Origin of the sequence: Arsukibacterium sp. (assembly GCF_018402695.1) — a bacterium.
In the GTDB taxonomy this organism is placed as follows: Bacteria; Pseudomonadota; Gammaproteobacteria; order Enterobacterales; family Alteromonadaceae; genus Alishewanella.
Genome location: NZ_JAGYIM010000011.1, coordinates 317212 through 338350 on the forward strand (window position 1 = coordinate 317212; position 21139 = coordinate 338350).

Consider the following 21139-nt stretch of genomic DNA (forward strand, 5'->3'; position numbering starts at 1 on the left):
TGGCTTATCAAGCAGGTATGATAACGAGTATTGTAAGAGTACAAGGACCATACAGATGATGAATTTACGGGTTGGTGCAGCGGTTAGCTGCTGTTTTACGGCGTTAACAATTGGGGCGATTTTTTTAAATTCCGCCCCTGTTGTCGCCCAGCAGCATGACCACAAACATGCTGAACAGCATGAGCATGAGCATGAGCATGAGCATGAGCATGAGCATGAGCACGAAGAAGATGAGTTTAGTAACCCGGGCACCCATGTCCATGGTGAGGCCATGTTAACGGTGATCCTTGAAGGTAACGAAGCCATGGTGGCACTGCAATCGGCTGCTTACAATATCGTCGGCTTTGAACACGCCCCGAAAACCAGCGAGCAGCGCCAGGAAATTAACGCTGCGTTGAATGTCCTGCGTGAGGGGAAATGGTTTGAGATTAATCCGCAAGCGGGCTGTGATCTCGCTGAGGCCGATGCCAATACAGATTTAACGGCAGAGGTTAGCAGCACCCATAGCGATTTTTACGCCAACATCGGTTTAATTTGTCAGCAACCGGCCCGCTTAAATGAAATGACCGTCAATTTATTTAATCTGGTGCCAAGTGTGCAGAAAATAACAGTGCAATGGGTAATAAATGGTCAGCAGGGTGCAACAGAACTGAGTTTGGCCAGTAACACGGTCAGTTTTTAACACGCCCTATGCATTTTATAAATTTAAAAGCCCCCGCTATCCATTTGGTAGCCGGGGGCTTTCGTTTAACATTCAGCTTAAATCAGTAGGTATACTCTTCCACCGAATCCGCCTTCAAACTGTAAGCCGCATTCGCTAAATCGTGGCTCATAGCTTGGGTGGTGATGGTGCCGCTGATCCAGAACGGTGAGTAAATCATATCGGCTTTAAGATTCTTGGCGCCACTGACAAAAATAATCTGATTAGGTGGTGGTGGCGGGACATGGATACAAGCGCCAAAGTAAGGCACCAGAAAAAAACTGGTGACATTTTGCTCGTCGTCAAACTCTAATGGTACGATAAAACCGGGAATGCGTACCTTGGTGTTATTAAATTCTTCTTTTACTTTGGCAGACTGTAAAATCTGCTCCCATTGCCCGGCGGCTGGGTCGTCACCGTTGTAGTTATTATCAAACGGAGACGGTTGACTGTAATCATGCTGTACTTCAGGCATGGCTTGTAATGCCGCCAAATCTTCCGCCGGCATTAAATCGGTCCATTCAATGGTTTTAACGTCGCTGGCATTTAGTAACATGCTAAAGCTTGCGACCAATAGCATAGATAACGTAACGGATAACTTGTTAAGCATTGGAGCTTACCCTCTTAATTTTGCATAATAGACGCCAATTAATGGAGCAATCATAACATGACCGGGATTAAACCTGTGACCGACAAGCCGAAAATTCCTGCCATTGAGCTCAAAAATGTCGTGTTCTTCTATCAGACCGCAGCCTGGCAACTTAGTTTGCCGGAACTTACTTTGCAGCAAGGTCAGCATTTATTCATTAAAGGCGCGTCAGGCAGTGGCAAAACGACACTGCTTAATTTGCTGGCAGGTATTATTACGCCTAAACAGGGAGAGATTAAACTAGGTGGTGAGCCTTTTAGCAGCCTGTCGCCAGCAAAACGCGATACTCTGCGGGCCAAAAATATTGGTGTTGTATTTCAGCAGCTTAACCTGATTTCTTATTTGTCGGTACTGGATAACGTGCTGATAAGTGGCCATTTTGCTGGCTTGGATAAAAAGCAAAGCGAACAACGCGCCAAAGAATTGTTACAGAGCCTGGGCCTGGAGGCTGAGTTAATTGCTAAGCAGGCCTCGGCATTAAGCGTCGGGCAACAGCAACGGGTGGCTATCGCGCGTGCCCTGTTAACCCGGCCGGCATTACTTATTGCCGATGAGCCCACTTCGGCGCTGGACGCTGATAACCGGGACAGTTTTATGCAGGTATTACTGGAGCAGGCCAATGCCTGTCAGACTACTGTGATTTTTGTCAGCCATGACGCTGGTTTACGCCGCTATTTCAGCCTGCAGCTGGATATGCAGAATCTGGCGCAAGGAGTACAGCCATGTTGTTAAAACTTGCTAGACAGAGCTTGTGGAACCGGCGTGGTACCGCAATAATGACACTATTGTCGTTGACAATAAGCCTGGTGCTGTTATTTGGTATTGATCATTTACGCAAAGAAGCCCGCCAGAGCTTTACCAGTACTATTTCCGGTACCGACTTAATAGTTGGCGCCCGCTCCGGCCAGCTGAATTTATTACTGTACTCGGTGTTCCGGATTGGCAATGCAACTGCCAACGTCAGCTGGGCGACGTACCAGCGCATTAGCAAGCATCCGCAAATAAGCTGGACTATTCCCATGGCGCTGGGCGATTCTCACCGTGGTTATCGGGTACTTGGCACTAACACTGATTACTTTACCCATTATCGCTATGCCAATCAGCAAGCATTACAGTTCAGCGAAGGCCAGCCGTTTAATGATGTCTATGATACGGTATTGGGCGCAGAGGTAGCGACCAAGCTGGGCTATCAACTGGGTGACCAGATCACCCTGGCGCATGGCGTGGGTGCAGTCAGTTTCAGCGAACATAAAGATAAACCCTTTACAGTAACCGGTATTCTGGCGCCAACCGGTACCCCGTTAGACCAGACGGTTCATGTTAGCCTGGAAGGTATTGAAGCTATTCATCTTGACTGGCAGCAGGGTGCACCGATGCCAGGACGTAAAATCAGTGCTGAACAGGCCCTACAACAGGACCTGACCCCCAAAGCTATCACTGCTTTTATGGTCGGGCTTGACTCCAGAATGGCAACTTTTGTGGTGCAGCGGCAAATTAATGAGTTTAAAGGAGAAGCCTTGTCAGCGATTTTGCCAGGTGTTGCGCTGGCCGAATTATGGCAAATGCTCAGTATGGTAGAAAACCTGTTATTGCTGATTACCTTATTGGTACTGGTTGCCGGTTTGACTGGCATGATGACCACCTTACTGGCATCAATGAAAGAGCGGCAGCGGGAAATGGCCATTCTGCGTGCGGTGGGGGCGCATCCGTGGTATTTGTTTGTATTAATTCAGCTTGAGGTGTTGTTACTCACAATATTGGCATTGCTGGCAGCAGCTGTAACGCTGGTCGTAACCTTGTGGGCGTTGCAGGATATGTTGGCCGGCAGTTATGGTCTGTTTATCAATATCAACCCGTTTAGCGTGCAAAGTCTGTATTGGGCCGGGGCAGTATTGCTGATAAGCGCCTTGCTGGCCTGCATCCCGGCGTATACGGCGTACCGGCGTGCGCTAAGCGATGGTCTGGCCATCCGGTTATAACATCAGATGAGTAGTTGCCCGCTGGCAGCTACTCACTGGCATCCAGCTGTCGCTGGATCCAGCGCACGGTAGTGCCCATATCATAGGCTCTGGGCAGTGCTTTTGCCGGGGCAGTGGCATCAGGCGTTACCAGAAAGTTAAAGGCATAATTCTGGCGCAGGCCCATCCGTAAATCAGTCAGCACAAGTTTATCATCCTGCGGCGCTAAACTATAAAAGCCATGGCTGAAGGCGGCAATTCGGGCTATGTCGGGGTGCTCTGCATATTGCTGTTTTAAGCGGGCACTTTGTGGGAAAAACTGATATTCAATGGCCGCGCTGCGGTTTAATACACTATAAAAACCTTCATAATACCCCTGTTCAGTCATGATCAGCACCCGCCACAATATGGTATTAAAAGGCGTAGGGGTAACTAAAACTGCTTCTGCTGTCGGCACCGGCAATTCAGCCTCTACTACTGAGGTTATCGATTGCTGAGCACTGACACTCCATATTAAATAAACCGATGATAGCCCCAGACCACTGGCTGCAGCCCCGATACTCCACGTTGGCCGTGCCAGCGCTATAATCAGCGCAAATAACAGCGGCAGGGTATATAAAGGGTCAATAATGAAAATACTGCCAATGCCAAATGGCGTATCGGTGAACGGTAAGCCCAGGCGGGTACCATAAATTGTCATCACATCTAACAAGGGGTGGGTAATCAGTACCAAGCCAATTGCCAGCCACCATTGGAAGAACAAAGTTGTCTGACGGTGAAGCGCCGATATTAACCAGGCCAGCAGTGGACTGAATAGTGCCAGATAAAACAGGGCATGCGAGTTTGCCCGGTGGCTGACCATATTGGCAATAGCATCACCAGCGTCAAACAACACGTCTAAATCGGGCAGGGTTCCTGCCACTGCACCCCATAGTACCGCGTGTTTAACCGGCACCTTGTTGCCCATAACTAAGGTGGCAACACCTGCCCCAAGGCAAATCTGACTCAACGAATCCATAGCAGCTAACTGTTAATTAATAATAATTCAGTTACGCAACATATCAGGCTATAGCCCATTGTAAATTAGTTTTTGAGGTCATTTGCCGGCTTGCAGCAACTAATTCTGGTTCGGTTAACAGCTGACTACTTAATCGCTGCATTAAATCTCGGTACTCTGGTAACAGATTGGCGACCACTTCCCGGGCATCCAGATAGTACGGTGCCCGTTTGCCGTTAAAATCGATTGCTTCACCAATTTGGTTAAAGTTTATGCCAATGCGTTGCAGTATTCTGGCCAGGCTGGGTTCAATCGTAACGAAGCCATGGTAATAGCCTTTTTCCAGACACATTGCTGTCGCCATCAGGTACAGGCCAATGGCAATAAAACGGTTAAAGGGTCGTGACGAGCTGCTTAGTGCGGGTAAGTCTTTAGCTGCAGTATCTTTAATTCTGCGCCGGAATTGTGCTGCGACGGCCAAACGGGAAATTTCGCAAACATGCTGGCGTGGAAAACACGCCGGGGTTAAATGGGGGGCAGTAAAGCGGCCGGCAAAGTATTTTTCGATAGGCAACGGGCCGGGGTCTTGCTCGCAATGGATCAACCGCACCGTGCCGGCAATTTCGTTGCTGTTGGCTTCTGCCAGGCTGCAGTGCAGGGCGCGCCGGTCAAAATCGTCTTGCTCCAGCCCCGACGGTCGCGGTGGCTCGAAACTAAGTTCTTCACAATAAACTTTGTGACGTAACCTGAACACTTTATTCTTTTCTTGATGGCTAATAGCTTGAGAAGCCCGAAAATAAGCGCTGAAATCGGATAAGTTTAACTCTTTTGCTGGCTTTTCAGCGGATATTGCCGGCACAAAAGCGTTTTGCTCCGGCTGGCGCAATGTCGGATTCAACAGTGTCATCGTTATGCCCTAAAGATGATAGTACTGACTAACCTATCGAATAAAGTTACGGTATATGTTTTTTGTGCTTAGCCTGATAAGACATAACCGTCCATGCTAAAGTAAGGGCGCACGTCATTGTGCTAAAGGTGCTCAGGCGCATTTACTATGCAGATCAGATTGCAATGGGTCAAACCAGAATTAAGCTGTTTTGTTCCAATAAAAGATAATAATTTACTAATAACTTGATTTTACAGTTGTTAATTTTTTAAACTTTTTTATCACTACTGAGTCGATAAATTAAGCTTAAGTTCATAAAACGGCAATTTAAGCTAAAAATGGCAGGAAAAGTGTGGCAATTACAATATCGGGTAGTGTAAGTATTGAAGACAACGAACTGGAGTGGCAGTTTATCCGCGCGTCAGGGGCCGGTGGTCAGCATGTTAATAAAGTCGCCACCGCCGTGCAAATTATTTTCGACATTAGCGCGTCTTCACTTCCAGACTTTTATAAACAGCGGTTGCTGAACCGCAGTGATCACCGCATTACCAAGAGCGGTAAAGTAATCATTAAATGTCAGCAAAGCCGTAGTCAGGAAATGAATCGCGAACTGGCATTGGCCCAATTTATCGAGCTGGTACAGTCGGTAGCCAAGGTGCAAAAAAAGCGGGTAGCAACCAAACCTACCTACGGCAGCAAGCAACGGCGGTTAGAAGGCAAAAAGCAGCGAGGTAAAACTAAGGCGCTGCGCCAGGGCAAGCCGGACGTATAAACAACAGATTTATTAGACGGTGTACATTCTTCGACTTTAAGGGTTAAGCCAGTTCTCCAGCCTTAGCCCGGCTATCCGCTTGAATTCAATTAAGTTATTGGTAACCAGACTTAGTCCTTCACTTCTGGCATGGCCGCCAATGTGCAGGTCGTTCACGCCTATTGTGGTGCCAGCTTTTTCCAGCTCAGCACGAATATCACCATAATGCTGCGCGGCTTTTTCATCATATGGCACAATAACTAATCGTGATACAAAGTCTTCCACAGCAGAGCGGTTTTGTTCTGGTTTAGTGCTTTTCTCTACGCCATGGCAAAGTTCAGCATAGGTAATACTGCTAATACACATTAAACCAGCATATTTATTAAAGGTTTCCAGTACTTCAAGCGGGCGGCGCTTTATTACGTAAATACAAATATTGGTATCCAGCATGTATTTAAGCATTCACAACGCTTCCCGCTCTTGTTGCTCTTGTGATGCGCGTTCAGTCATAAAATCATCGGTAACAGGCGCACTTTGCAGGAAGAATGAATCCCAGCTGTTTTCCACTGGTGTTAAGATCCGATCTTTACCTACTACCCTTACCGCTACTTTTTTGACGGTGTCAGGAAAGCGCGCTTCAACCGGCAACCGCACGGCTTGCGTACTATTGTTCTTAAAAACTGTTCCGGTATCCATTATTCACCTCCACATTTGCATATCGAAAGTATAGCTCCGCAGTGGTAGATACTCAATGTATATACTGCTGGTTTTTCAGCCTGATAAATGTTATTTGAAGCAGAAAACCAAAAAGCCAGCTTGCGCTGGCCTTTTGGTTTGTGTGGTGGAGCTGGGGGGAGTTGAACCCCCGTCCGAAAAACCTACATCTTCGGTACTACATGCTTAGCACATTCATTTAGTTAACCCTATGAGCGCCGAATGGCAGGCTATCGTCGGGCGAGCCTGATTGGTTTTAACGTGTTGTCTCCAGGCGAAGACGCGACGCGATTCTGTTAGGGGTGATCTTCCAGAGTCTCAGCTTACAGACATGCGTGAGGGGAAGAGCTCTCTACTGCCTATTAAGCAGCGAGTGCGTAGTTTTCGTCGTTTGCGACTAGTTTTTTGCGGTTTTTTTACGAGGCCTACCGCACCTCGGCATGCACCTAGGAGTTCGTGAATCCCGTCGAATCCAGTATCAGCCCCGAATTCTTTGGTTTAACACTTACACTCTCAGTGTTTGGCTATTGTACGCCTGCTATCTGCTTATAACAAGGAGCAAAATGTTGCAGTGCATTCAATTGCCGGTCTTACTTTCTAACTGTCACCCTCATTAGATGGTGACACGCCTTGTTAGTTTCAAGGCCAGACAAAAAATTAACGCTTACTGTGTTTCATCATCCGTTCTTTTTCACGTGACCAGTCGCGGTCTTTAATATCATCGCGCTTGTCATGCTGCTTTTTACCCTTGGCTAAATGAAACTCGACTTTCACCCAGCAGGCTTTCCAGTACATGGCGGTGGCGATAAGGGTGTAACCATCGCGCTCTTTTAATCCTATCAGCTTATTTAGTTCGCGTTTATTCAGCAGCAGTTTTCGACTGCGATCCGGGTCGCAAATCACATGGCTGGAGGCGCTTTTTAACGCCTGAATCTGCGCGCCAAATAAGTAAGCTTCACCGTCTTTCAGAATTACGTAGGCGTCAGACAGGTTAACTTTACCTTCGCGGATACTTTTAACTTCCCAGCCTTGCAAACTGATGCCGGCCTCGTATCTGTCTTCCAGAAAATATTCGTGGCGGGCTTTTTTATTGATTGCGATAGTGCCGTTGGTATTTTTAGTTGGTTTTTTTTTGCTCATAATTCGCTATTTTTGCTAACGCGCTGACCGGGTACGCTGCTCTGGATCCCGATGGGGCCGTGCTTACCGGCCTTGTTGCCCCGCGTTATTCTGTTACAATCAGCAGCGAGTTTTAAGGGGAGTGAGTATGCCACAAATTGAGCGCAGTGCCTTGGTTTTTTACAGTGCGCAACAAATGTTTGACCTGGTTAATGCCGTACCAGATTACCCACAATTTCTGCCTGGCTGCACTTCTGCAGACATTTTAAGCCAGACAGATAAGGAGATGGTGGCGAAGTTGCAGGTTTCCAAGGCGGGCATTGGCCAATCTTTTACCACACGTAATATTTTGTACCCGCATGAGCGGATTGATATGCAGTTAGTGGACGGGCCTTTTAAGCGTTTACAGGGCGGCTGGCACTTTACCCCGCTGAACGAGCACTCTTGCAAAGTGATGTTGCGTTTAGAGTTTGAGTTCTCCAGCAGGCTGGTGCAGTTTGCTTTTGGTAAGGTGTTCTCGGAACTGACTGCGGCGATGGTTAACGCCTTTACCCAAAGAGCCAAAGTGGTCTATGGAGCAAATAATGGCTGAGCAATTAACGGTAGAAGTGGCTTATGCATTGCCTCAGCAGCAAAGCTTGCTGACGCTGTCGGTGCTGCCGGGGAGCACTGTGCGGCAGGTAATTGAGCAGTCAGGTATTTTGCAACAATATCCGGATATCGATTTAAGCCAGCAGAAAGTAGGGGTCTGGAGCCGGCCGGTAAAACCAGACGAGCTGGTGCAAGAAGGGGACAGAATTGAAATTTACCGGCCGCTGATCGCGGATCCGAAAGACTTACGCCGTCGCCGGGCCGAGAAAGCCAAAGAAGAAGGGCGGGCAGATAAAGTTACCGGTGGGCGTAAGCAGGAACATTAATAGGAGTGGCTAACGAATCAGTTTACCCACAACGACACGTCGTAAACCCATCCATGGGGCCTCGTTTACGCCCGTCCAGGGCTTCAACGGTCGTTTTAGGGTAAACCGATTCTTGCGTAAGCTTTGTAATGGCGATTTATCAGATATCCAGCGGGGTATTAAAATCTTCAGATTTCTCAAAGTCGCCTGAAATATCCTGTAATTTATTGTCTTTGAATTCAACAATCAGTTGTTTTTCAAAGTTATTACCACGGCCACCTTTTAAAGAATAAAAATAATGCCAGGTATCGTTGTCAAAGGCGTTTTCTGCCACCGGGCTGCCCAGTACAAACTTCACCTGCTCTTTAGTCATTGCTACCCGCAGTTTATCAATGTCTTTTTGCTCCAGAAAATTACCCTGTGGCACATCAATCCGGTATATCACGTTAGAGCAGGCACTTAAGCTGGCCAGCAGGCCAATTACTACTAAAATTTGTACTACTGTTTTCATCATTTTCGTCTGTTAAATCCGGTTGCAGCTATCATACCCTATGACAGCCTTGCTGAAAAATCTTCTTTCAGACTGCCGGAGCACATAAAAGTTCGCGGGCATTGGCCAGCGCACTGGCACTGATATTTTCACCGGCAAGCAGCCGGGCTATTTCGCCAATCCGTTGTTCATCGTTTAACAGGCGCATCCGGGTTTCTGTTGCCTGGCCATCGGTATACTTTTCTACAAACAGTTGCTGATGGCCCTGGCTGGCAACTTGCGGTAAATGCGTAACACAAATAATTTGCGTACTTTCACCTAATTGCCGTAACAACTTACCGACGCCAGCAGCGACAGGGCCACTTATCCCGACATCGACTTCATCAAAAATCAGGGTAGGGGTGGTAATTTTGTCGGCCAGAATAACCTGCACCGCTAAACTAATTCGCGACAACTCGCCGCCAGAGGCCACTTTCGCCAGAGGTTGCAGTGGCTGACCGGGGTTGGTGGATACAGTAAAACTGATTTGGTCCCAGCCGTGGCTGCTGGCTTGCTCTAAGCTCTGAGCCTGGACATTAATCTCAAAGCGCGAATTTGCCATGCTGAGCTCATGCATACTATTGGCTATTAACCCACTTAGCTTACTGGCAGCATGCTGACGTTGCTGGTTTAACTCGGTCGCTAAATGCTGATAGTGTTGTTCCGCTTCAGTCAGCTCGGCTTCCAGCTGCACCAAACGCTGGTCGTTGCCGGTCAGCTCTGCCAGCTGGCCAGCCAGCTGTTGGTGGAATTCAGGCAGCTGCTCAAAGGTAACCTGATGCTTGCGGCTTAAATTAAGCCATTGGCCCATCCGCTCATCTATTTCCTGTAATCGCTCGGGGTCCAGTTCAACTTTGTCAGCATAGCGGCGCAGCTCGCGGCTGGCCTCTTCGGTTTGCATCAGCGCATCCGCCAGCATTTGCTGTAGCGGGCTTAAACTGTTGTCGAGCTGACATAGTTGTTCAAGTTGCTGGTTAACTGTGGCCAGTGCCTGGTAAATAGAGCCTTCATCGCTGTCGTACAGCTGCTCTATACATTGCTGGCTTTGGCTTAACAGGGTCTGGCCGTGGCTTAACCGACTTTGCTCTGCTTCTAATTGGCTGAATTCGTCGGTTAAGGGCGCAAATTGATCCAGCTCTGCCACCTGATATTCCAGTAATTGGCGCTGGGCATCACGTTGTTGCTGGCTTTGTTGTAATTGCTGATATTCCTGCTTCAGGGTTTGCCATTGCTGATAACATTGCTTCAGCTTACTGCGCAGCGGCGCATTATCGGCAAAAGCATCGAGAAGCTGGCGTTGATAATCCGGTTTTAACAGTTGTTGGTGGGCATGCTGACCATGAATACTCAGCAGGTACTGGCCAAGGGCTTTTAATTGCTGAGCAGGCACCTGCACACCATTAATATAACCACGGGAGCGGCCTTCATTATTGATTACCCGGCGCACGATACATTCATTGCCCATTGCCAGGTCTTGTTGTTCCAGCCAGTGCTGAGCCTGAGGCAAGGTGGCAATGTCAAAAGTGGCCACAATGTCCGCTTTATCGGCACCCGGGCGCACCACAGTGGCGTCGGCGCGCTCGCCTAAACACAGCGACAGCGCATCAATGGCAATAGACTTACCCGCACCGGTTTCGCCGGTGATGGTCGACATACCTGTTTGCCAGTCTATTTCCAGTGCCCGCACGATAGCAAAGTTGCTGATATGAAGGTGGCTTAGCATGCGATGACTCCCGTCAAAAAATAGTTACCATAAATACTGTGTTTAGTTACAGTGTAAATTTATACAGTAATTGGAGGTTTTGCAAGCCTGATTTTTAAACAATAGCCAGAGACTAATACAGTTTGGCGCCCCAGCCGAGTTTATTACGCAGTACATGGTAGTAGCTGTATCCGGGCGGGTGCACCAGGCGCAATGGCGTAGGATGTTTGCGAATATATATCTCGTCGCCGGGCATCACCGCCAGTATGACATGGCTGTCGCAGCTGATTTGCAGGTGGGCATCGTTGCTGTCGGCTACCTTCAGGCAAATTTCGCTAGTGCCGGACACAACAAGTGGCCGGCTGCTTAACGTATGTGGAAACATCGGTACCAGACACATGGCGTCTAAATCCGGGGTTAGAATAGGTCCGCCACCGGATAACGAATAGGCAGTGGAGCCGGTAGGCGTACTGATAATTAAGCCATCTGAGCGCTGACTGTAAACAAATTCATTGTTAATATACGCTTCAAACTCAATCATATGCGCCACTTTGTCGGCATGCAACACCGCTTCATTTACTGCGCTGTTGCTGCTTTTTATACTGCCGTGACGATGTACCGATATTTCCAGTAAGTTTCTTTTCTCAGTGACAAAGTGGCCATCCAGCACATCGGACAGCGGCTGCTCGAAGAACTCCGGGGCTAAATCGGTTAAAAAGCCTAAATTACCGCGATTTACGCCAAGTACTGCCACATCAAACCGTGCCAGCACCCGCGCAGCGCCCAGCATATTACCATCACCACCTACCACTATGGCCAGGTCGCAGGTCTTGCCAAGGTCGACCAGGTCGAGAATTTTAGCGTCGGCCAGCCCTAAGGACTGAGCAACCCGCTCTTCCACAAAGACGTCCAGACCTTTGGCACAAAGGAAATGATACAGACTGACCAGAGTGTGGTTGGCTCCCTGATGATTGGGTTTTCCAATCAGGCCAATTTTAGTAAAAGCATGACTCATATTGCGGTTCCTGGCTGGCATCTGGCCAGTATAGCGGCCCCATGGGTTCGCGACCAGTCTCTGGGCTATTTTAGTGATTTATCAACTTGATATTGCCGCTTTTGCCCCCAGATCAATAGCCAACACTGAATAAGGTATTACGCAGTATGGCGGTAACGCTAAGCAGGGCAGAGCTGATCTTAAAGCTGATTGTTGAGCAATATCTGGCTGACGGCTTGCCTGTCTCCAGCAAGTTGATCGCCGAGAATCAGGCGCTGGATGTCAGCTCAGCAACGGTACGCAATACCATGGTGCAACTGGAACAACAGGGGTTTATCCGCTCTCCTCATACTTCTGCCGGCCGGGTACCCACTACCAGCGGCATCCGCTTATTTATTGATAAAATGCTGACCATGCAGCCGCTTAGTGGTCGTTGGCAGGCAGAAATTCAGCGTCGGCTGGTACCCACCCTGCCGGTCTCGTTATTGTGTCAGCAAGCCGGCCAACTACTGACTAACCTGACAGGCTGCGTTGCTATTATCAGTGCGCCTAAAGCCAGTGGCCGGGAAGTCAGGCAAATTGATCTGGTGCGTCTGGCCAGTGACCGCTTGTTATTGGTGGTAGTTGATGAAGACGGCGACATTCTGCACCGGGTGCTCGACTGCGCGCAAAGTATCGATAGTACGACCCTTGGCAAAGTGCTGTGTTTGCTAAATGCAGCGCTGGCAAACGGCCAGTGGCAGGATGGTATTGCCCGCCTCGCCAGTATCGCGAAAAATGAAACCGGCTGCAGCCAGCTATTAATAAATAGTGTGCTCGGGCAACTGAGTCTGGATGAGTTTTTGCAGCATCAACCGCTGATTTTCGGTCAACACCAGTTATTATTAAGTCCCGAATATCAGCATAATCCAGCGTTACAACAGGTGTTTCAGATGCTGGAGCAACCCGCTGGCTTAATTAACTTGTTGCAGAAAGTGACGACCGATGAGCATCCGAAATTAATTCTGGGTAAAGAGTCCGGCTTTGTCGAGTTAGCACCGGTCAGTGTGATCAGTCAGCGGTATCAAACCCAGCCACACCGGTTTATTGCGTTGCTAGGGCCAAGACGGATGAATTATGCCCGGTTGGTACCATTAGTGGAAGCTTGTGCCCATCGCTTAAATTTAAACTTGAATCGCCAGAATCCATCCCCATAATAGACCTACTTTCATTTGGAGTAGTTAGCATGACAGAGCAAGCAAAGCCGAACGAGCAGGCTGAAGAAAGCAAACAGGACAACCCGGTGCAGGAAAATACGGCCAATGACCAGGCGGATACGGTTGAGTTGTCAGGTGAGCAGGCGGTAATTTCTAAACTGGAAACCGAGCTGGCTGAAGCCAAGGCAAAACTGGCCGATCAACAGGATTTAATGCTGCGAATTAAAGCAGATGCCGAAAATGCCCGCCGCCGGGCCAGTCAGGACGTTGAAAAAGCGCACAAATTTGCTCTGGAGAAATTTGCCGGTGATTTGTTACCGGTAGTGGATAATCTGGAGCGGGCTCTGGCCTTTATTAACCGGGAAGATGAAGCTTTTACCGGAATTATTGAAGGCGTAGAGCTGACCATGAAGAGCTTTCTGGATACTGTTGCCAAATATGGTGTGCAGCAAATTGACCCGCAAGGTGAGCCGTTTAACCCGGATTTACATCAGGCAATGACCATTCAGCCATCGGCAGATGTTGCGCCTAATACCGTGACGTTTGTGATGCAGAAAGGCTATGAATTAAATGGTCGTTTATTGCGCCCGGCGATGGTCGGTGTGTCAAAGGCCCCGGAATAATATGATCTAGTTAATAAAAAACCGGCGAAAGCCGGTTTTTTTATCAACTACAACAGTTCCCGATAAACATAAGCGGCTAATGGGTGCTGCTGCGCCTTCAAATCACGCACAAAGAACTGCGCCATTTTGCTGGCACCTTGTAAAGTCAGGTGAGTATTGTCGCTGGTGCCGTCGGGAAACTTGGCGTATAAGTCTGCCGGTACCTGAATAAAGTAGGGCTGAGCGGCTGTTTTGCCCAATTGCTGCCACAAGCCACAGCTGTGCTGCTGTAAATCAAAAAAACTCACTTCAGACTCGGCAGCAACTTTCGCTGCCGCTTTGGCGTAATCGGCCAGGTCGCGTTTTAAGCTGCCATCCTCGGCAAAGTTGCGCCGGCAAATTGAGCTGGCCAGCATCGGGGTGGCGCCCCGTTCGCGCACATCGGCAATAAACTGCTGCAAAAAGTGCTGGTAATCAGTATCGGCAGCGGCATACCGGGCCGGATCCGATTGTTTCGAATCATTGTGACCAAACTGGATCAGCACATAGTCGCCCTTAGCCAGCTCGCTTAACAGTAACTGCCAGCGGCCCTCGTTTAAAAAACGACGGGTGCTGCGGCCATTAGCCGCATGGTTAACCACAGTAAGTTGCGGCGTTACAAATTGCGGCAGCAATTGCCCCCAACCGCGCTCAGGATAGGCCAGGTTCGGTTTATTTGACATGGTTGAGTCACCGACCAAATGCAGCTTAACAGGTTTAAGTTCAGTGGCCTGCAACGGCAGTAGCAGGCTGATACTCAGGCAAAGGCTGCAAAGAATTCTGATTAACATGGGTTATTCCTGCCCGCTCTCGAGTAATTTGGCTATCTGCACTCCGGCCATAATAAAAGGGCCGTTCGCTTTGGCGTCATTGCGAAACAGCGGTTCGCTCATATAGTAGTCATAGCTGCCATCACGGCCAAAGCCCAGCCCTGCAACCTGCACGGTATTAACCAGGCTGATGCTGTCATCCGGGTGTACCAGAATAAATTCATCGACCAGGCCCTGGTAGGCTTGCAACGCCGTCGCTTTATAGCGTGGATCGAGATAGCCATTATTAACACCTTTGGCAAAAAAGTAGGTAAACATGCCGCTGGCCGATGACTCTAAATAGTTACCTGGGGCGTCAGGCTTGTCGAGGATCTGATACCAGACACCGGTTTTGCTATCCTGCACCTTCACCAGTGCTTCGGCCAGTTCAGCGGTCATATCCAACAGTGGTTGGCGTAAAGCAGTTTCTTGTTCGGGAATAATCTCCAGTACATCGACCAGCGCCATGGCCAGCCATCCTAAGCCCCGGCCCCAGAACTGGCTGGCCAGGCCGGTATCTTTGTCTGCCCAGTTTTGCTGTTTTGCTTCATCCCAGGCGTGATAGTACAGGCCGGTAGCAGGGTCACGCAGCTTGTCACGGCTGATGGTAAATTCCTTTACCACCTCCTCATATGCATGACCCTGTTCAAAGGCTTTGCTGTAAGCGGCCAGAAAGGGCATACCCATATAGACTCCATCCAGCCACAACTGATGCGGGTAGATTTTTTTGTGCCAGAAGGCGCCTTCACTGGTGCGGGGGTGTTCAGTAAGCTGCTGCCGCAACAAATCCAGCGCCTGCTTATAATGCGGCTTAGGGTTGCGCTGATATTCACGCAGTAACATATTGCCGGTGTTTAAACTGTCAATGTTGTAATTGCTGATTTTATAGGTACGAATATCGCCATCAGCAGTAATAAAAGAGTCGATAACCTCACTCAGTACTTGTTGCCACGCTGGGTTTGGCCGTAGTTGCAGCAGCTCATCATAGGCTTGCAGTTGCAAACCGGTAGTGTATTCCCATTTGCTTGGGCGTTTGCGCTCGTAATCCCAGCCACCGTAGGCATAAAAGGGTGTTTGCCGGGTCATTTCGCTTTGTGCTAACCGCTCACTCCAGTTTAACGCCGTTTCTGCTGTCAAAGGGCCGGCTTTCTGAGTTGCACCCAGGGTAGTTTTCAGGGTTTGTCTGGGGGTTAACGTCAGCATTTCAGCCTGTTGTTCCAGATAGCGGACAAACTCTGCTTCGCTGTTGATGCCGTCTGGTTCACCATCCCAGGCCGCCAGAAAATAATACTCCAGTTCGGTACCCGCCGGCCGCATCACCGCTACATGGCTGTTATTGTCCTCAGTTTGGTTGAGTAACTGGCCGCGTTTGAACAGTAGTGCCATACCCAGCTTGCTATCAGCGCCCGATAAACTCTGCTTACCCCAGGTGGCAAGGTAGGTCCAGGCATGGCCGGTTATTTCTACTTCGCCTTGCAGCAGTTTGGTATCCGGCAGCTTAACTAAACCAATGGCAATATTATCCAGGGTTTCAGTCAGGTTAAGCCGGGTATGCACCAGGCGGCTGCCCGCAGTCATGCTTAAATCAGCGGTTAAATTTAACGTTTTACCGGCAATTTGCCAGTCTTTATAGTGAATTTGCAAGGCGGAGTATAAGTGGCCATTTTCAATAACTTTAGCCGTGTGCTGACCAACGTCAGACACCAACTGCACCTGTTCACCATCCCAGTAACCGTAGCCACCGGCGCCCAGCGATTTACCCACTTTTAAAATATCCATGCCCCAGTCGGCCTGTTCATGGTAAGACTGATAGCCATCCTGGCCGACATTCTGCAGCACCAGTTCAGTTGTTTTTTTACCGAAAATATCAAAGCCATTGCGCCAGTCCAGATAAATCCGGTAGCCGACTTTATCTGATTCGATCCCCGGGCCCTCATAGCGGATCCACTCTGAATGATCGGTATACTGAGCAGGTGGTGTCAGTTCAGTTACATTCTGGAAAGTGCCGCCAATATATTTAGCCTCTTGCCATTCGCCGCCCACTTTATGCGAGATCTCCGCCTGAGTGCGGGCGGGCCAGTTGCTGCTGCTGAACAATGCCGGGTCGCTGCTGATAGTCAGATTTTGGCGGCTGGCTGCGGCTAAAGCTAACTGAACAGCCAATGTCTCTGCCTGACCGTCACCATTACGGTCAATCAGTTGTGATGGCACAGCCTGATCATTGACGGTCGCAACCAGAGTCTGGGCATCAGCTGAAGTCAGGCCTAAATCAGCAAAAGGCAGGTACAGGGTCTGCGTGCGGTCAAACGCAGATGGGTTGGCCAGCTGCAGGTTGGCGATGGTGTCGGCTGTTCCGGCATCGTTACTATTGTCTGGTACGGCTTGTTGTGTGGTCAGAGGCGCAGAGGGGGAGCAGCCCGCCAATACTGCCATAGACACTGCAACCAATGAATATCGAATACGCTTGTTCACAATAATAAACCTGTTTAATAAACTCGGAGATCCGTCAGAAAAAATCGGGCCGTCCCTGGCTCGCGAAGGTACTAAGCGACCATACCTCCTGTGACAACTTCACTGGGGGAGGTCAGCGGGAGAAAAAAAGCAGGCCACTGAGGCCTGCTGCGAAGCGCTAGAACTTGTACTGGGCGCCCAGATAGTACTGCCGGCCGGTACCATGGTAGTAAGTTAAGCGATTACCACTGTCGTCTACCCATTGATCATCAACTTCATCCGTTAAGTTAAGGGCTTCGAAGCTGACTTTCCACTGATCAGTTAACTGATACGATAATGCGGCATCAACATTCCGGGTCGCATTGGTTCCTTCCATAATATTGTTATCGCGACCCAGTGCATTGGTTAAGTACTTATCACGGTAGGCCATTGACACCCGGGCACTGAATTTTTCGTCTTCATAGTACAGGGTGGCACTATGGGTATTTTGTGACAAGCCCTGTAAATCGCGGGTTACTAATACCTGGCCGTCGGCGTTAACATAATCCAGCTGCGCTTTAACGTAGGTAAAGTTACCAATAAAACCAAACCGGTCCCAGAATTCAGGCAGGAAGGTAAACGGCATCTGGTACTGAATTTCAAAACCATATAAATCGCCACCCGGACCATTTAGCGGGGTATTAGTTTGCCATTCGTCATTTTCAGTACATCCAAATTCTGCGCCATAACCCGGGCCGGCAGTACAGGCATCAATAGCAGCCTGAATAGGTAAGCCGGTTTCGGTGAACGGTTTGGTTTCGCGCAGTCCCTGGACATAGCTGTCAATTTCCTTGCGAAATACTGCAACACCTAACAGCGATTCATTATCGAAATACAGCTCAAGGCCTAAGTCGTAAGTCTTCGCTTTGGTGGGTTCCAGCGTTGGATTACCACCGTTAACGCTACGTGATCCCCCTGATGCAGACACAGAGACATTCGGCCGGATACTGCCAAGGCCGGCCCGAGCCATAACCTCGGCATAACCAAAACGAACAATGACATCGTCCATGGGTTCAAATACCAGGTTTAATGACGGCAGGAACTCGTTGTAATCATGCTCGGCGGTCACCAGCTCCGGCGTGCCGCCAATAGTTGCCCAGGCAGTAGATGACTGATCGGTACGTACATAACGGCCGCCGACATCACCACGAATAATGGTATTGCCTACTTCAGTATCAAAGGCCAACTGCAGGTAGGCACCTAACGTTTTTTCTTCTGCTGAGTAGTTATCTGCCCGGCGGTTATCCACGCTGACGGCAAAGTCACCTGAATTACTGTAGATGTCATAGGCAGCAGCAAACGCGTTTAAATCAGGTACCAGCCAGGCCCCCTGTGAACCCAGGCCAGAGTCGTATGGCATGATCAATTCGCTTGGCATAATGACGTCATTGGTACCTGCCAGGCCACCTTCCCGGGAGAGACGAGCTTCTCGGGTTTCAAATTCAAAGTTTTTATAGTGCACACCGCTGCGTAAAGTCATGCTGTCATTTAAAGCATATTCTAAATTGAGCGCAGCGTTATCAAAGGTATTTTCTGCGCCCAGTGGCCGTAACCGGACGCTGTTTATTATCCAGTTTTCACTATCGTAAACATTGCTGCCAAATAGTAATTCTGGCCCAGCGCGCTTGCCACCGCGATAATCGTAGCTAAAATCAACACCTTGTTTTTCCATCACCACAGTGGTTTGAATTGGGTTATCAAACTCTGATTTTGCACGGCCAATCATGCCGTCAATTTTCAGATCATCAGTGAGTTGGTGCTGAGCCGACAAGGTAAACTGGATAAAGTCGGTAGATAATTCATCATAGCGGTTTTCATTACGCACCACGGCGTTCTCAAACGAGGCATAGGTAACGGTGTTGGTGTTATCTATTTCATAATCTAGCACATTCATCCCTGCGCCAATCGCATTATTATTTAAAATACCCTGGGTAAACACTTCATTCCGGCTTGAATCATCTTTTGAATACAGCACATCCAAATTGAAGCGGGTTTCCATAGTTGGCCGGTACTCAAAGGCCGCCGCTACACCGGTACGCTTTACATTGTGGGTGTATGAATCGTAGCGCGGCAAGCGCGGCCGGAAGCCATCATTAATGGCTTGCAATTCCGGCGCTTCGGCATCGCCCTGATAACTGCCAAAGTCATTGATGTTATTCCAGCGCACCGTACTGGCGCCTTCATCAATAATATTCCGTTCTGAAAACGCCGCAGAAATTAAATAGCCAAAGGTGCTGTCGTCATTAAAATTACTAAACAAAAAAGAGGCTTTGGGGTCAACTTCTTCTGATAAATCGTTATAACCTGCCTGCACGTTGGCAGCAAAGGTCATGGCGTCGTAATCAAACGGCCGGGCAGTGCGTAAGTCTACTGTGGCGCCTAATGACCCTTCTTCAACGTTAGCCGAGGCCGTTTTACGCACAGTGAGTTCGCTGAACAAATCGGACGAAAAAGTATTAAAATCAAACCCGCGGCCGCGGTTGGCACCACCAATGGCATCGGTACCACCACTCGTAGACTGTGCTTCCATACCGTTGATCCGCACCCGGGTGAAATCCGGGCCTAACCCACGGACGGAAATTTGCCGGCCTTCCCCGGCGACCCGGCTGATGGCCACGCCGGGTAAGCGTTGCAATGATTCTGCTAAGTTAAGATCAGGAAAATCAGCAATATCTTCCGCCTTAATGGTGTCGGTAGCACCGGTAGCAAAGCGCTTCTGATTTAGTGCACTGGCCAGGCTGCCGCGGAAGCTGCCTACTACCGAAATCACCTCAATCTGTTCTTCCGACGCCTGTTCAGCAACCTCTTCGTCAGTTTGCTGGGCCAGCAGCGATGGGGATGCGCTCAGCAGTGTTGCCATACCTGCCAGTGTCAGTGCCCGTACCAGTTTGGTAGGGCGAAATTGCGTGTTGCGATAAGCCATTTGTGTTCACCTCGTCCTGATTTGTCTTGTTATCTTAGCCTGAGTCATGCCCGGCATTTTTAGATTTATTCAGGAGCAAACCAGTTTGCTACCTGTTGATTTGTTTAATTCGTTATTCGTTTCTATACTGAGTCTGCGCTTTGTCTACCGGTGGCAAAAAAAGCTTGCAATTTTGTGCCACCGATGGCAAAAAGCTAACACCATCAACTAAAATCTGTCAATTAATGCTTTAAATAAAATCAGCCTAAATTGTAACAAACGGCCGTCAGATTTAGTTAAGTTATTGTTTTTTAAAAAATGTGTGGGTTGCTTTATTTTTTTGCGCTGTTCCATATATGAACAATTTGGCGCCGGTGGTCAGCAAAAATGTGCTGGCAAATAGCCACCCTATATCGGTTAATTTTAAAAAAGGAGGCAGCGATGACAGCATTATTTTCCCTGGCGGGGCAACGGGCACTGGTGACGGGGGCGAGTCGTGGTTTAGGTCAGGCCATAGCTGTGGCGCTGGCAGAGGCGGGCGCTGAACTGATTTGTACCAGCTCTGCAGCCGGTGGTTGTCAGGACACCCTGCAAAAAATCGTTGCTGCTGGCGGTAAACCCACTGCGCTGGCGGCTGACTTAACTGATGAGCAGGCAGTTGAGCAATTAGCAAAAGATGCCATGGCAATCGGCCAGATTGATATTCTGGTGAATTGCGGCGGCACTATTTTCCGGGCGCCGGCTCATCAGTTCCCCATGAACGAATGGCATAAGGTCATGGCGGTAAACGTAGATGCGGCGTTTTTATTAAGTCAGCGCATTGGCGCGGCAATGATCGCACGTAAACGGGGCAAAATTATTAACATTGCCTCGATGCTTTCCTATAGCGGCGGCATCACTGTACCGGCCTATACGGCCAGCAAACATGCCATTGCCGGCGTAACAAAGGCGCTGGCCAACGAGTGGGCCCAACATAACATTCAGGTTAATGCGATTGCCCCGGGCTATTTTCGTACTGACAACACAGCTGCGTTACAGGCTGATACCGAGCGCAATGCGGCCATTACCGCCCGTATTCCGGCAGCGCGCTGGGGTGAGCCGGAAGATTTAGCCGGCGCCGCGGTATTTCTGGCGTCCGGCGCCAGCGATTACGTTAATGGCCATGTTCTGGCTGTTGATGGTGGCTGGCTGGCCCGCTGAATTTTT

General features: G+C 49.2%; 21 protein-coding genes and 1 other RNA gene. 9 read left to right on the forward strand and 13 right to left on the reverse strand.

The window, feature by feature from the left end:
• The first annotated feature begins 55 nt into the window (after positions 1 to 55).
• Positions 56 to 682, forward strand: a complete 627-nt coding sequence (locus KG631_RS06250) for a DUF2796 domain-containing protein (protein ID WP_213996783.1) — start codon at positions 56 to 58, stop codon at positions 680 to 682.
• A gap of 82 nt (positions 683 to 764) precedes the next feature.
• On the opposite strand, the gene KG631_RS06255 is transcribed toward KG631_RS06250, so the two are convergent.
• A complete protein-coding gene (locus KG631_RS06255) occupies positions 765 to 1310 on the reverse strand; it encodes a DUF3299 domain-containing protein (protein ID WP_213996785.1) in 546 nt (181 codons plus the stop codon).
• 57 nt (positions 1311 to 1367) lie between these two features.
• On the opposite strand from KG631_RS06255, the gene KG631_RS06260 reads away from it, so the two are divergent.
• Both KG631_RS06260 and KG631_RS06265 read left to right on the forward strand, forming a co-directional pair.
• Positions 1368 to 2081: an ABC transporter ATP-binding protein gene (locus KG631_RS06260; protein ID WP_213996788.1), complete on the forward strand. Its 714-nt coding sequence runs from the start codon at positions 1368 to 1370 to the stop codon at positions 2079 to 2081.
• Positions 2072 to 3328, forward strand: coding sequence for an ABC transporter permease (locus tag KG631_RS06265; RefSeq protein ID WP_213996791.1), 1257 nt, complete (start codon positions 2072 to 2074; stop codon positions 3326 to 3328). The genes KG631_RS06260 and KG631_RS06265 overlap by 10 nt, the downstream gene beginning before the upstream one ends.
• A 28-nt stretch (positions 3329 to 3356) precedes the next feature.
• On the opposite strand, the gene KG631_RS06270 is transcribed toward KG631_RS06265, so the two are convergent.
• A complete protein-coding gene (locus KG631_RS06270; protein ID WP_213996797.1) occupies positions 3357 to 4325 on the reverse strand; it encodes a metal-dependent hydrolase in 969 nt (322 codons plus the stop codon).
• Between the two features lie 43 nt (positions 4326 to 4368).
• Positions 4369 to 5211, reverse strand: coding sequence for a PEP-CTERM/exosortase system-associated acyltransferase (locus KG631_RS06275; RefSeq protein ID WP_213996799.1), 843 nt, complete (start codon positions 5209 to 5211; stop codon positions 4369 to 4371).
• A 331-nt stretch (positions 5212 to 5542) separates the two neighbouring features.
• Between KG631_RS06275 and arfB the strand changes: the two genes are divergently transcribed.
• Positions 5543 to 5962 carry an alternative ribosome rescue aminoacyl-tRNA hydrolase ArfB gene (arfB, locus tag KG631_RS06280; RefSeq protein ID WP_213996805.1) on the forward strand — a complete coding sequence of 140 codons (420 nt, stop codon included), beginning with the start codon at positions 5543 to 5545 and terminating at the stop codon, positions 5960 to 5962.
• Between the two features lie 36 nt (positions 5963 to 5998).
• Here the strand turns inward: arfB and KG631_RS06285 are convergent, their stop codons facing one another.
• The 4 genes from KG631_RS06285 to smpB all read right to left on the reverse strand — a co-directional run bounded on the left by KG631_RS06285 (position 5999) and on the right by smpB (position 7795).
• Positions 5999 to 6403 carry a type II toxin-antitoxin system VapC family toxin gene (locus KG631_RS06285; protein ID WP_213996806.1) on the reverse strand — a complete coding sequence of 135 codons (405 nt, stop codon included), beginning with the start codon at positions 6401 to 6403 and terminating at the stop codon, positions 5999 to 6001.
• Positions 6404 to 6637, reverse strand: coding sequence for a type II toxin-antitoxin system VapB family antitoxin (gene vapB, locus KG631_RS06290; RefSeq protein WP_213996811.1), 234 nt, complete (start codon positions 6635 to 6637; stop codon positions 6404 to 6406).
• Between the two features lie 143 nt (positions 6638 to 6780).
• Positions 6781 to 7141: a transfer-messenger RNA gene (ssrA, locus tag KG631_RS06295) on the reverse strand.
• 171 nt (positions 7142 to 7312) lie between these two features.
• The gene (gene smpB, locus KG631_RS06300) at positions 7313 to 7795 is read right to left on the reverse strand and encodes an SsrA-binding protein SmpB (RefSeq protein ID WP_213996813.1); all 483 of its coding nucleotides are present in this window, start codon (positions 7793 to 7795) and stop codon (positions 7313 to 7315) included.
• Positions 7796 to 7922: 127 nt separating this feature from the next.
• Here smpB and KG631_RS06305 point away from each other — a divergent pair, with 127 nt between their 5' ends.
• Together KG631_RS06305 and KG631_RS06310 are read left to right on the forward strand one after the other, a co-directional pair.
• Positions 7923 to 8366 (forward strand): type II toxin-antitoxin system RatA family toxin, encoded by a 444-nt coding sequence (locus KG631_RS06305; RefSeq protein ID WP_213996815.1) that lies wholly within the window; start codon positions 7923 to 7925, stop codon positions 8364 to 8366.
• Positions 8359 to 8691: an RnfH family protein gene (locus tag KG631_RS06310; protein WP_213996819.1), complete on the forward strand. Its 333-nt coding sequence runs from the start codon at positions 8359 to 8361 to the stop codon at positions 8689 to 8691. The genes KG631_RS06305 and KG631_RS06310 overlap by 8 nt, the downstream gene beginning before the upstream one ends.
• 139 nt (positions 8692 to 8830) lie before the next feature.
• Here the strand turns inward: KG631_RS06310 and bamE are convergent, their stop codons facing one another.
• The 3 genes from bamE to nadK all read right to left on the reverse strand — a co-directional run bounded on the left by bamE (position 8831) and on the right by nadK (position 11916).
• A complete protein-coding gene (bamE, locus tag KG631_RS06315) occupies positions 8831 to 9181 on the reverse strand; it encodes an outer membrane protein assembly factor BamE (protein ID WP_213996825.1) in 351 nt (116 codons plus the stop codon).
• 67 nt (positions 9182 to 9248) lie between these two features.
• Positions 9249 to 10922, reverse strand: a complete 1674-nt coding sequence (gene recN, locus KG631_RS06320; protein ID WP_213996826.1) for a DNA repair protein RecN — start codon at positions 10920 to 10922, stop codon at positions 9249 to 9251.
• A gap of 112 nt (positions 10923 to 11034) precedes the next feature.
• Positions 11035 to 11916 carry an NAD(+) kinase gene (nadK, locus tag KG631_RS06325; protein WP_213996834.1) on the reverse strand — a complete coding sequence of 294 codons (882 nt, stop codon included), beginning with the start codon at positions 11914 to 11916 and terminating at the stop codon, positions 11035 to 11037.
• 146 nt (positions 11917 to 12062) lie between these two features.
• Between nadK and hrcA the strand changes: the two genes are divergently transcribed.
• Positions 12063 to 13091, forward strand: a complete 1029-nt coding sequence (hrcA, locus tag KG631_RS06330; RefSeq protein ID WP_213996838.1) for a heat-inducible transcriptional repressor HrcA — start codon at positions 12063 to 12065, stop codon at positions 13089 to 13091.
• Positions 13092 to 13120: 29 nt separating this feature from the next.
• A complete protein-coding gene (grpE, locus tag KG631_RS06335; protein ID WP_213996844.1) occupies positions 13121 to 13714 on the forward strand; it encodes a nucleotide exchange factor GrpE in 594 nt (197 codons plus the stop codon).
• Between the two features lie 47 nt (positions 13715 to 13761).
• Here grpE and KG631_RS06340 read toward each other — a convergent pair whose 3' ends face one another.
• The 3 genes from KG631_RS06340 to KG631_RS06350 form a co-directional block, all read right to left on the reverse strand.
• A complete protein-coding gene (locus KG631_RS06340; protein WP_213996848.1) occupies positions 13762 to 14523 on the reverse strand; it encodes a rhamnogalacturonan acetylesterase in 762 nt (253 codons plus the stop codon).
• A gap of 3 nt (positions 14524 to 14526) precedes the next feature.
• Positions 14527 to 17013 carry a glycoside hydrolase family 88 protein gene (locus KG631_RS06345; RefSeq protein ID WP_213996852.1) on the reverse strand — a complete coding sequence of 829 codons (2487 nt, stop codon included), beginning with the start codon at positions 17011 to 17013 and terminating at the stop codon, positions 14527 to 14529.
• Positions 17014 to 17170: 157 nt separating this feature from the next.
• On the reverse strand, positions 17171 to 19954 hold the full coding sequence (locus KG631_RS06350) for a TonB-dependent receptor (protein WP_213996855.1): 2784 nt from the start codon (positions 19952 to 19954) through the stop codon (positions 17171 to 17173).
• 420 nt (positions 19955 to 20374) lie between these two features.
• Between KG631_RS06350 and KG631_RS06355 the strand changes: the two genes are divergently transcribed.
• Positions 20375 to 21133, forward strand: a complete 759-nt coding sequence (locus tag KG631_RS06355; protein ID WP_213996858.1) for an SDR family oxidoreductase — start codon at positions 20375 to 20377, stop codon at positions 21131 to 21133.
• Positions 21134 to 21139 lie beyond the last annotated feature (6 nt).

Excerpts from the sequence above, each read along its gene's own strand:
- KG631_RS06270 (WP_213996797.1), bottom strand. The coding sequence starts at position 4,325 with ATGGATTCGTTGAGTCAGATTTGCCTTGGGGCAGGTGTTGCCACCTTA.
- KG631_RS06265 (WP_213996791.1), top strand. The coding sequence starts at position 2,072 with ATGTTGTTAAAACTTGCTAGACAGAGCTTGTGGAACCGGCGTGGTACC.
- bamE (WP_213996825.1), bottom strand. The coding sequence starts at position 9,181 with ATGAAAACAGTAGTACAAATTTTAGTAGTAATTGGCCTGCTGGCCAGC.
- KG631_RS06350 (WP_213996855.1), bottom strand. The coding sequence starts at position 19,954 with ATGGCTTATCGCAACACGCAATTTCGCCCTACCAAACTGGTACGGGCA.
- KG631_RS06285 (WP_213996806.1), bottom strand. The coding sequence starts at position 6,403 with ATGCTTAAATACATGCTGGATACCAATATTTGTATTTACGTAATAAAG.
- KG631_RS06260 (WP_213996788.1), top strand. The coding sequence starts at position 1,368 with ATGACCGGGATTAAACCTGTGACCGACAAGCCGAAAATTCCTGCCATT.
- vapB (WP_213996811.1), bottom strand. The coding sequence starts at position 6,637 with ATGGATACCGGAACAGTTTTTAAGAACAATAGTACGCAAGCCGTGCGG.
- smpB (WP_213996813.1), bottom strand. The coding sequence starts at position 7,795 with ATGAGCAAAAAAAAACCAACTAAAAATACCAACGGCACTATCGCAATC.
- KG631_RS06275 (WP_213996799.1), bottom strand. The coding sequence starts at position 5,211 with ATGACACTGTTGAATCCGACATTGCGCCAGCCGGAGCAAAACGCTTTT.
- KG631_RS06305 (WP_213996815.1), top strand. The coding sequence starts at position 7,923 with ATGCCACAAATTGAGCGCAGTGCCTTGGTTTTTTACAGTGCGCAACAA.
- KG631_RS06310 (WP_213996819.1), top strand. The coding sequence starts at position 8,359 with ATGGCTGAGCAATTAACGGTAGAAGTGGCTTATGCATTGCCTCAGCAG.
- recN (WP_213996826.1), bottom strand. The coding sequence starts at position 10,922 with ATGCTAAGCCACCTTCATATCAGCAACTTTGCTATCGTGCGGGCACTG.
- KG631_RS06355 (WP_213996858.1), top strand. The coding sequence starts at position 20,375 with ATGACAGCATTATTTTCCCTGGCGGGGCAACGGGCACTGGTGACGGGG.
- KG631_RS06340 (WP_213996848.1), bottom strand. The coding sequence starts at position 14,523 with ATGTTAATCAGAATTCTTTGCAGCCTTTGCCTGAGTATCAGCCTGCTA.
- KG631_RS06255 (WP_213996785.1), bottom strand. The coding sequence starts at position 1,310 with ATGCTTAACAAGTTATCCGTTACGTTATCTATGCTATTGGTCGCAAGC.
- nadK (WP_213996834.1), bottom strand. The coding sequence starts at position 11,916 with ATGAGTCATGCTTTTACTAAAATTGGCCTGATTGGAAAACCCAATCAT.
- KG631_RS06250 (WP_213996783.1), top strand. The coding sequence starts at position 56 with ATGATGAATTTACGGGTTGGTGCAGCGGTTAGCTGCTGTTTTACGGCG.
- grpE (WP_213996844.1), top strand. The coding sequence starts at position 13,121 with ATGACAGAGCAAGCAAAGCCGAACGAGCAGGCTGAAGAAAGCAAACAG.
- hrcA (WP_213996838.1), top strand. The coding sequence starts at position 12,063 with ATGGCGGTAACGCTAAGCAGGGCAGAGCTGATCTTAAAGCTGATTGTT.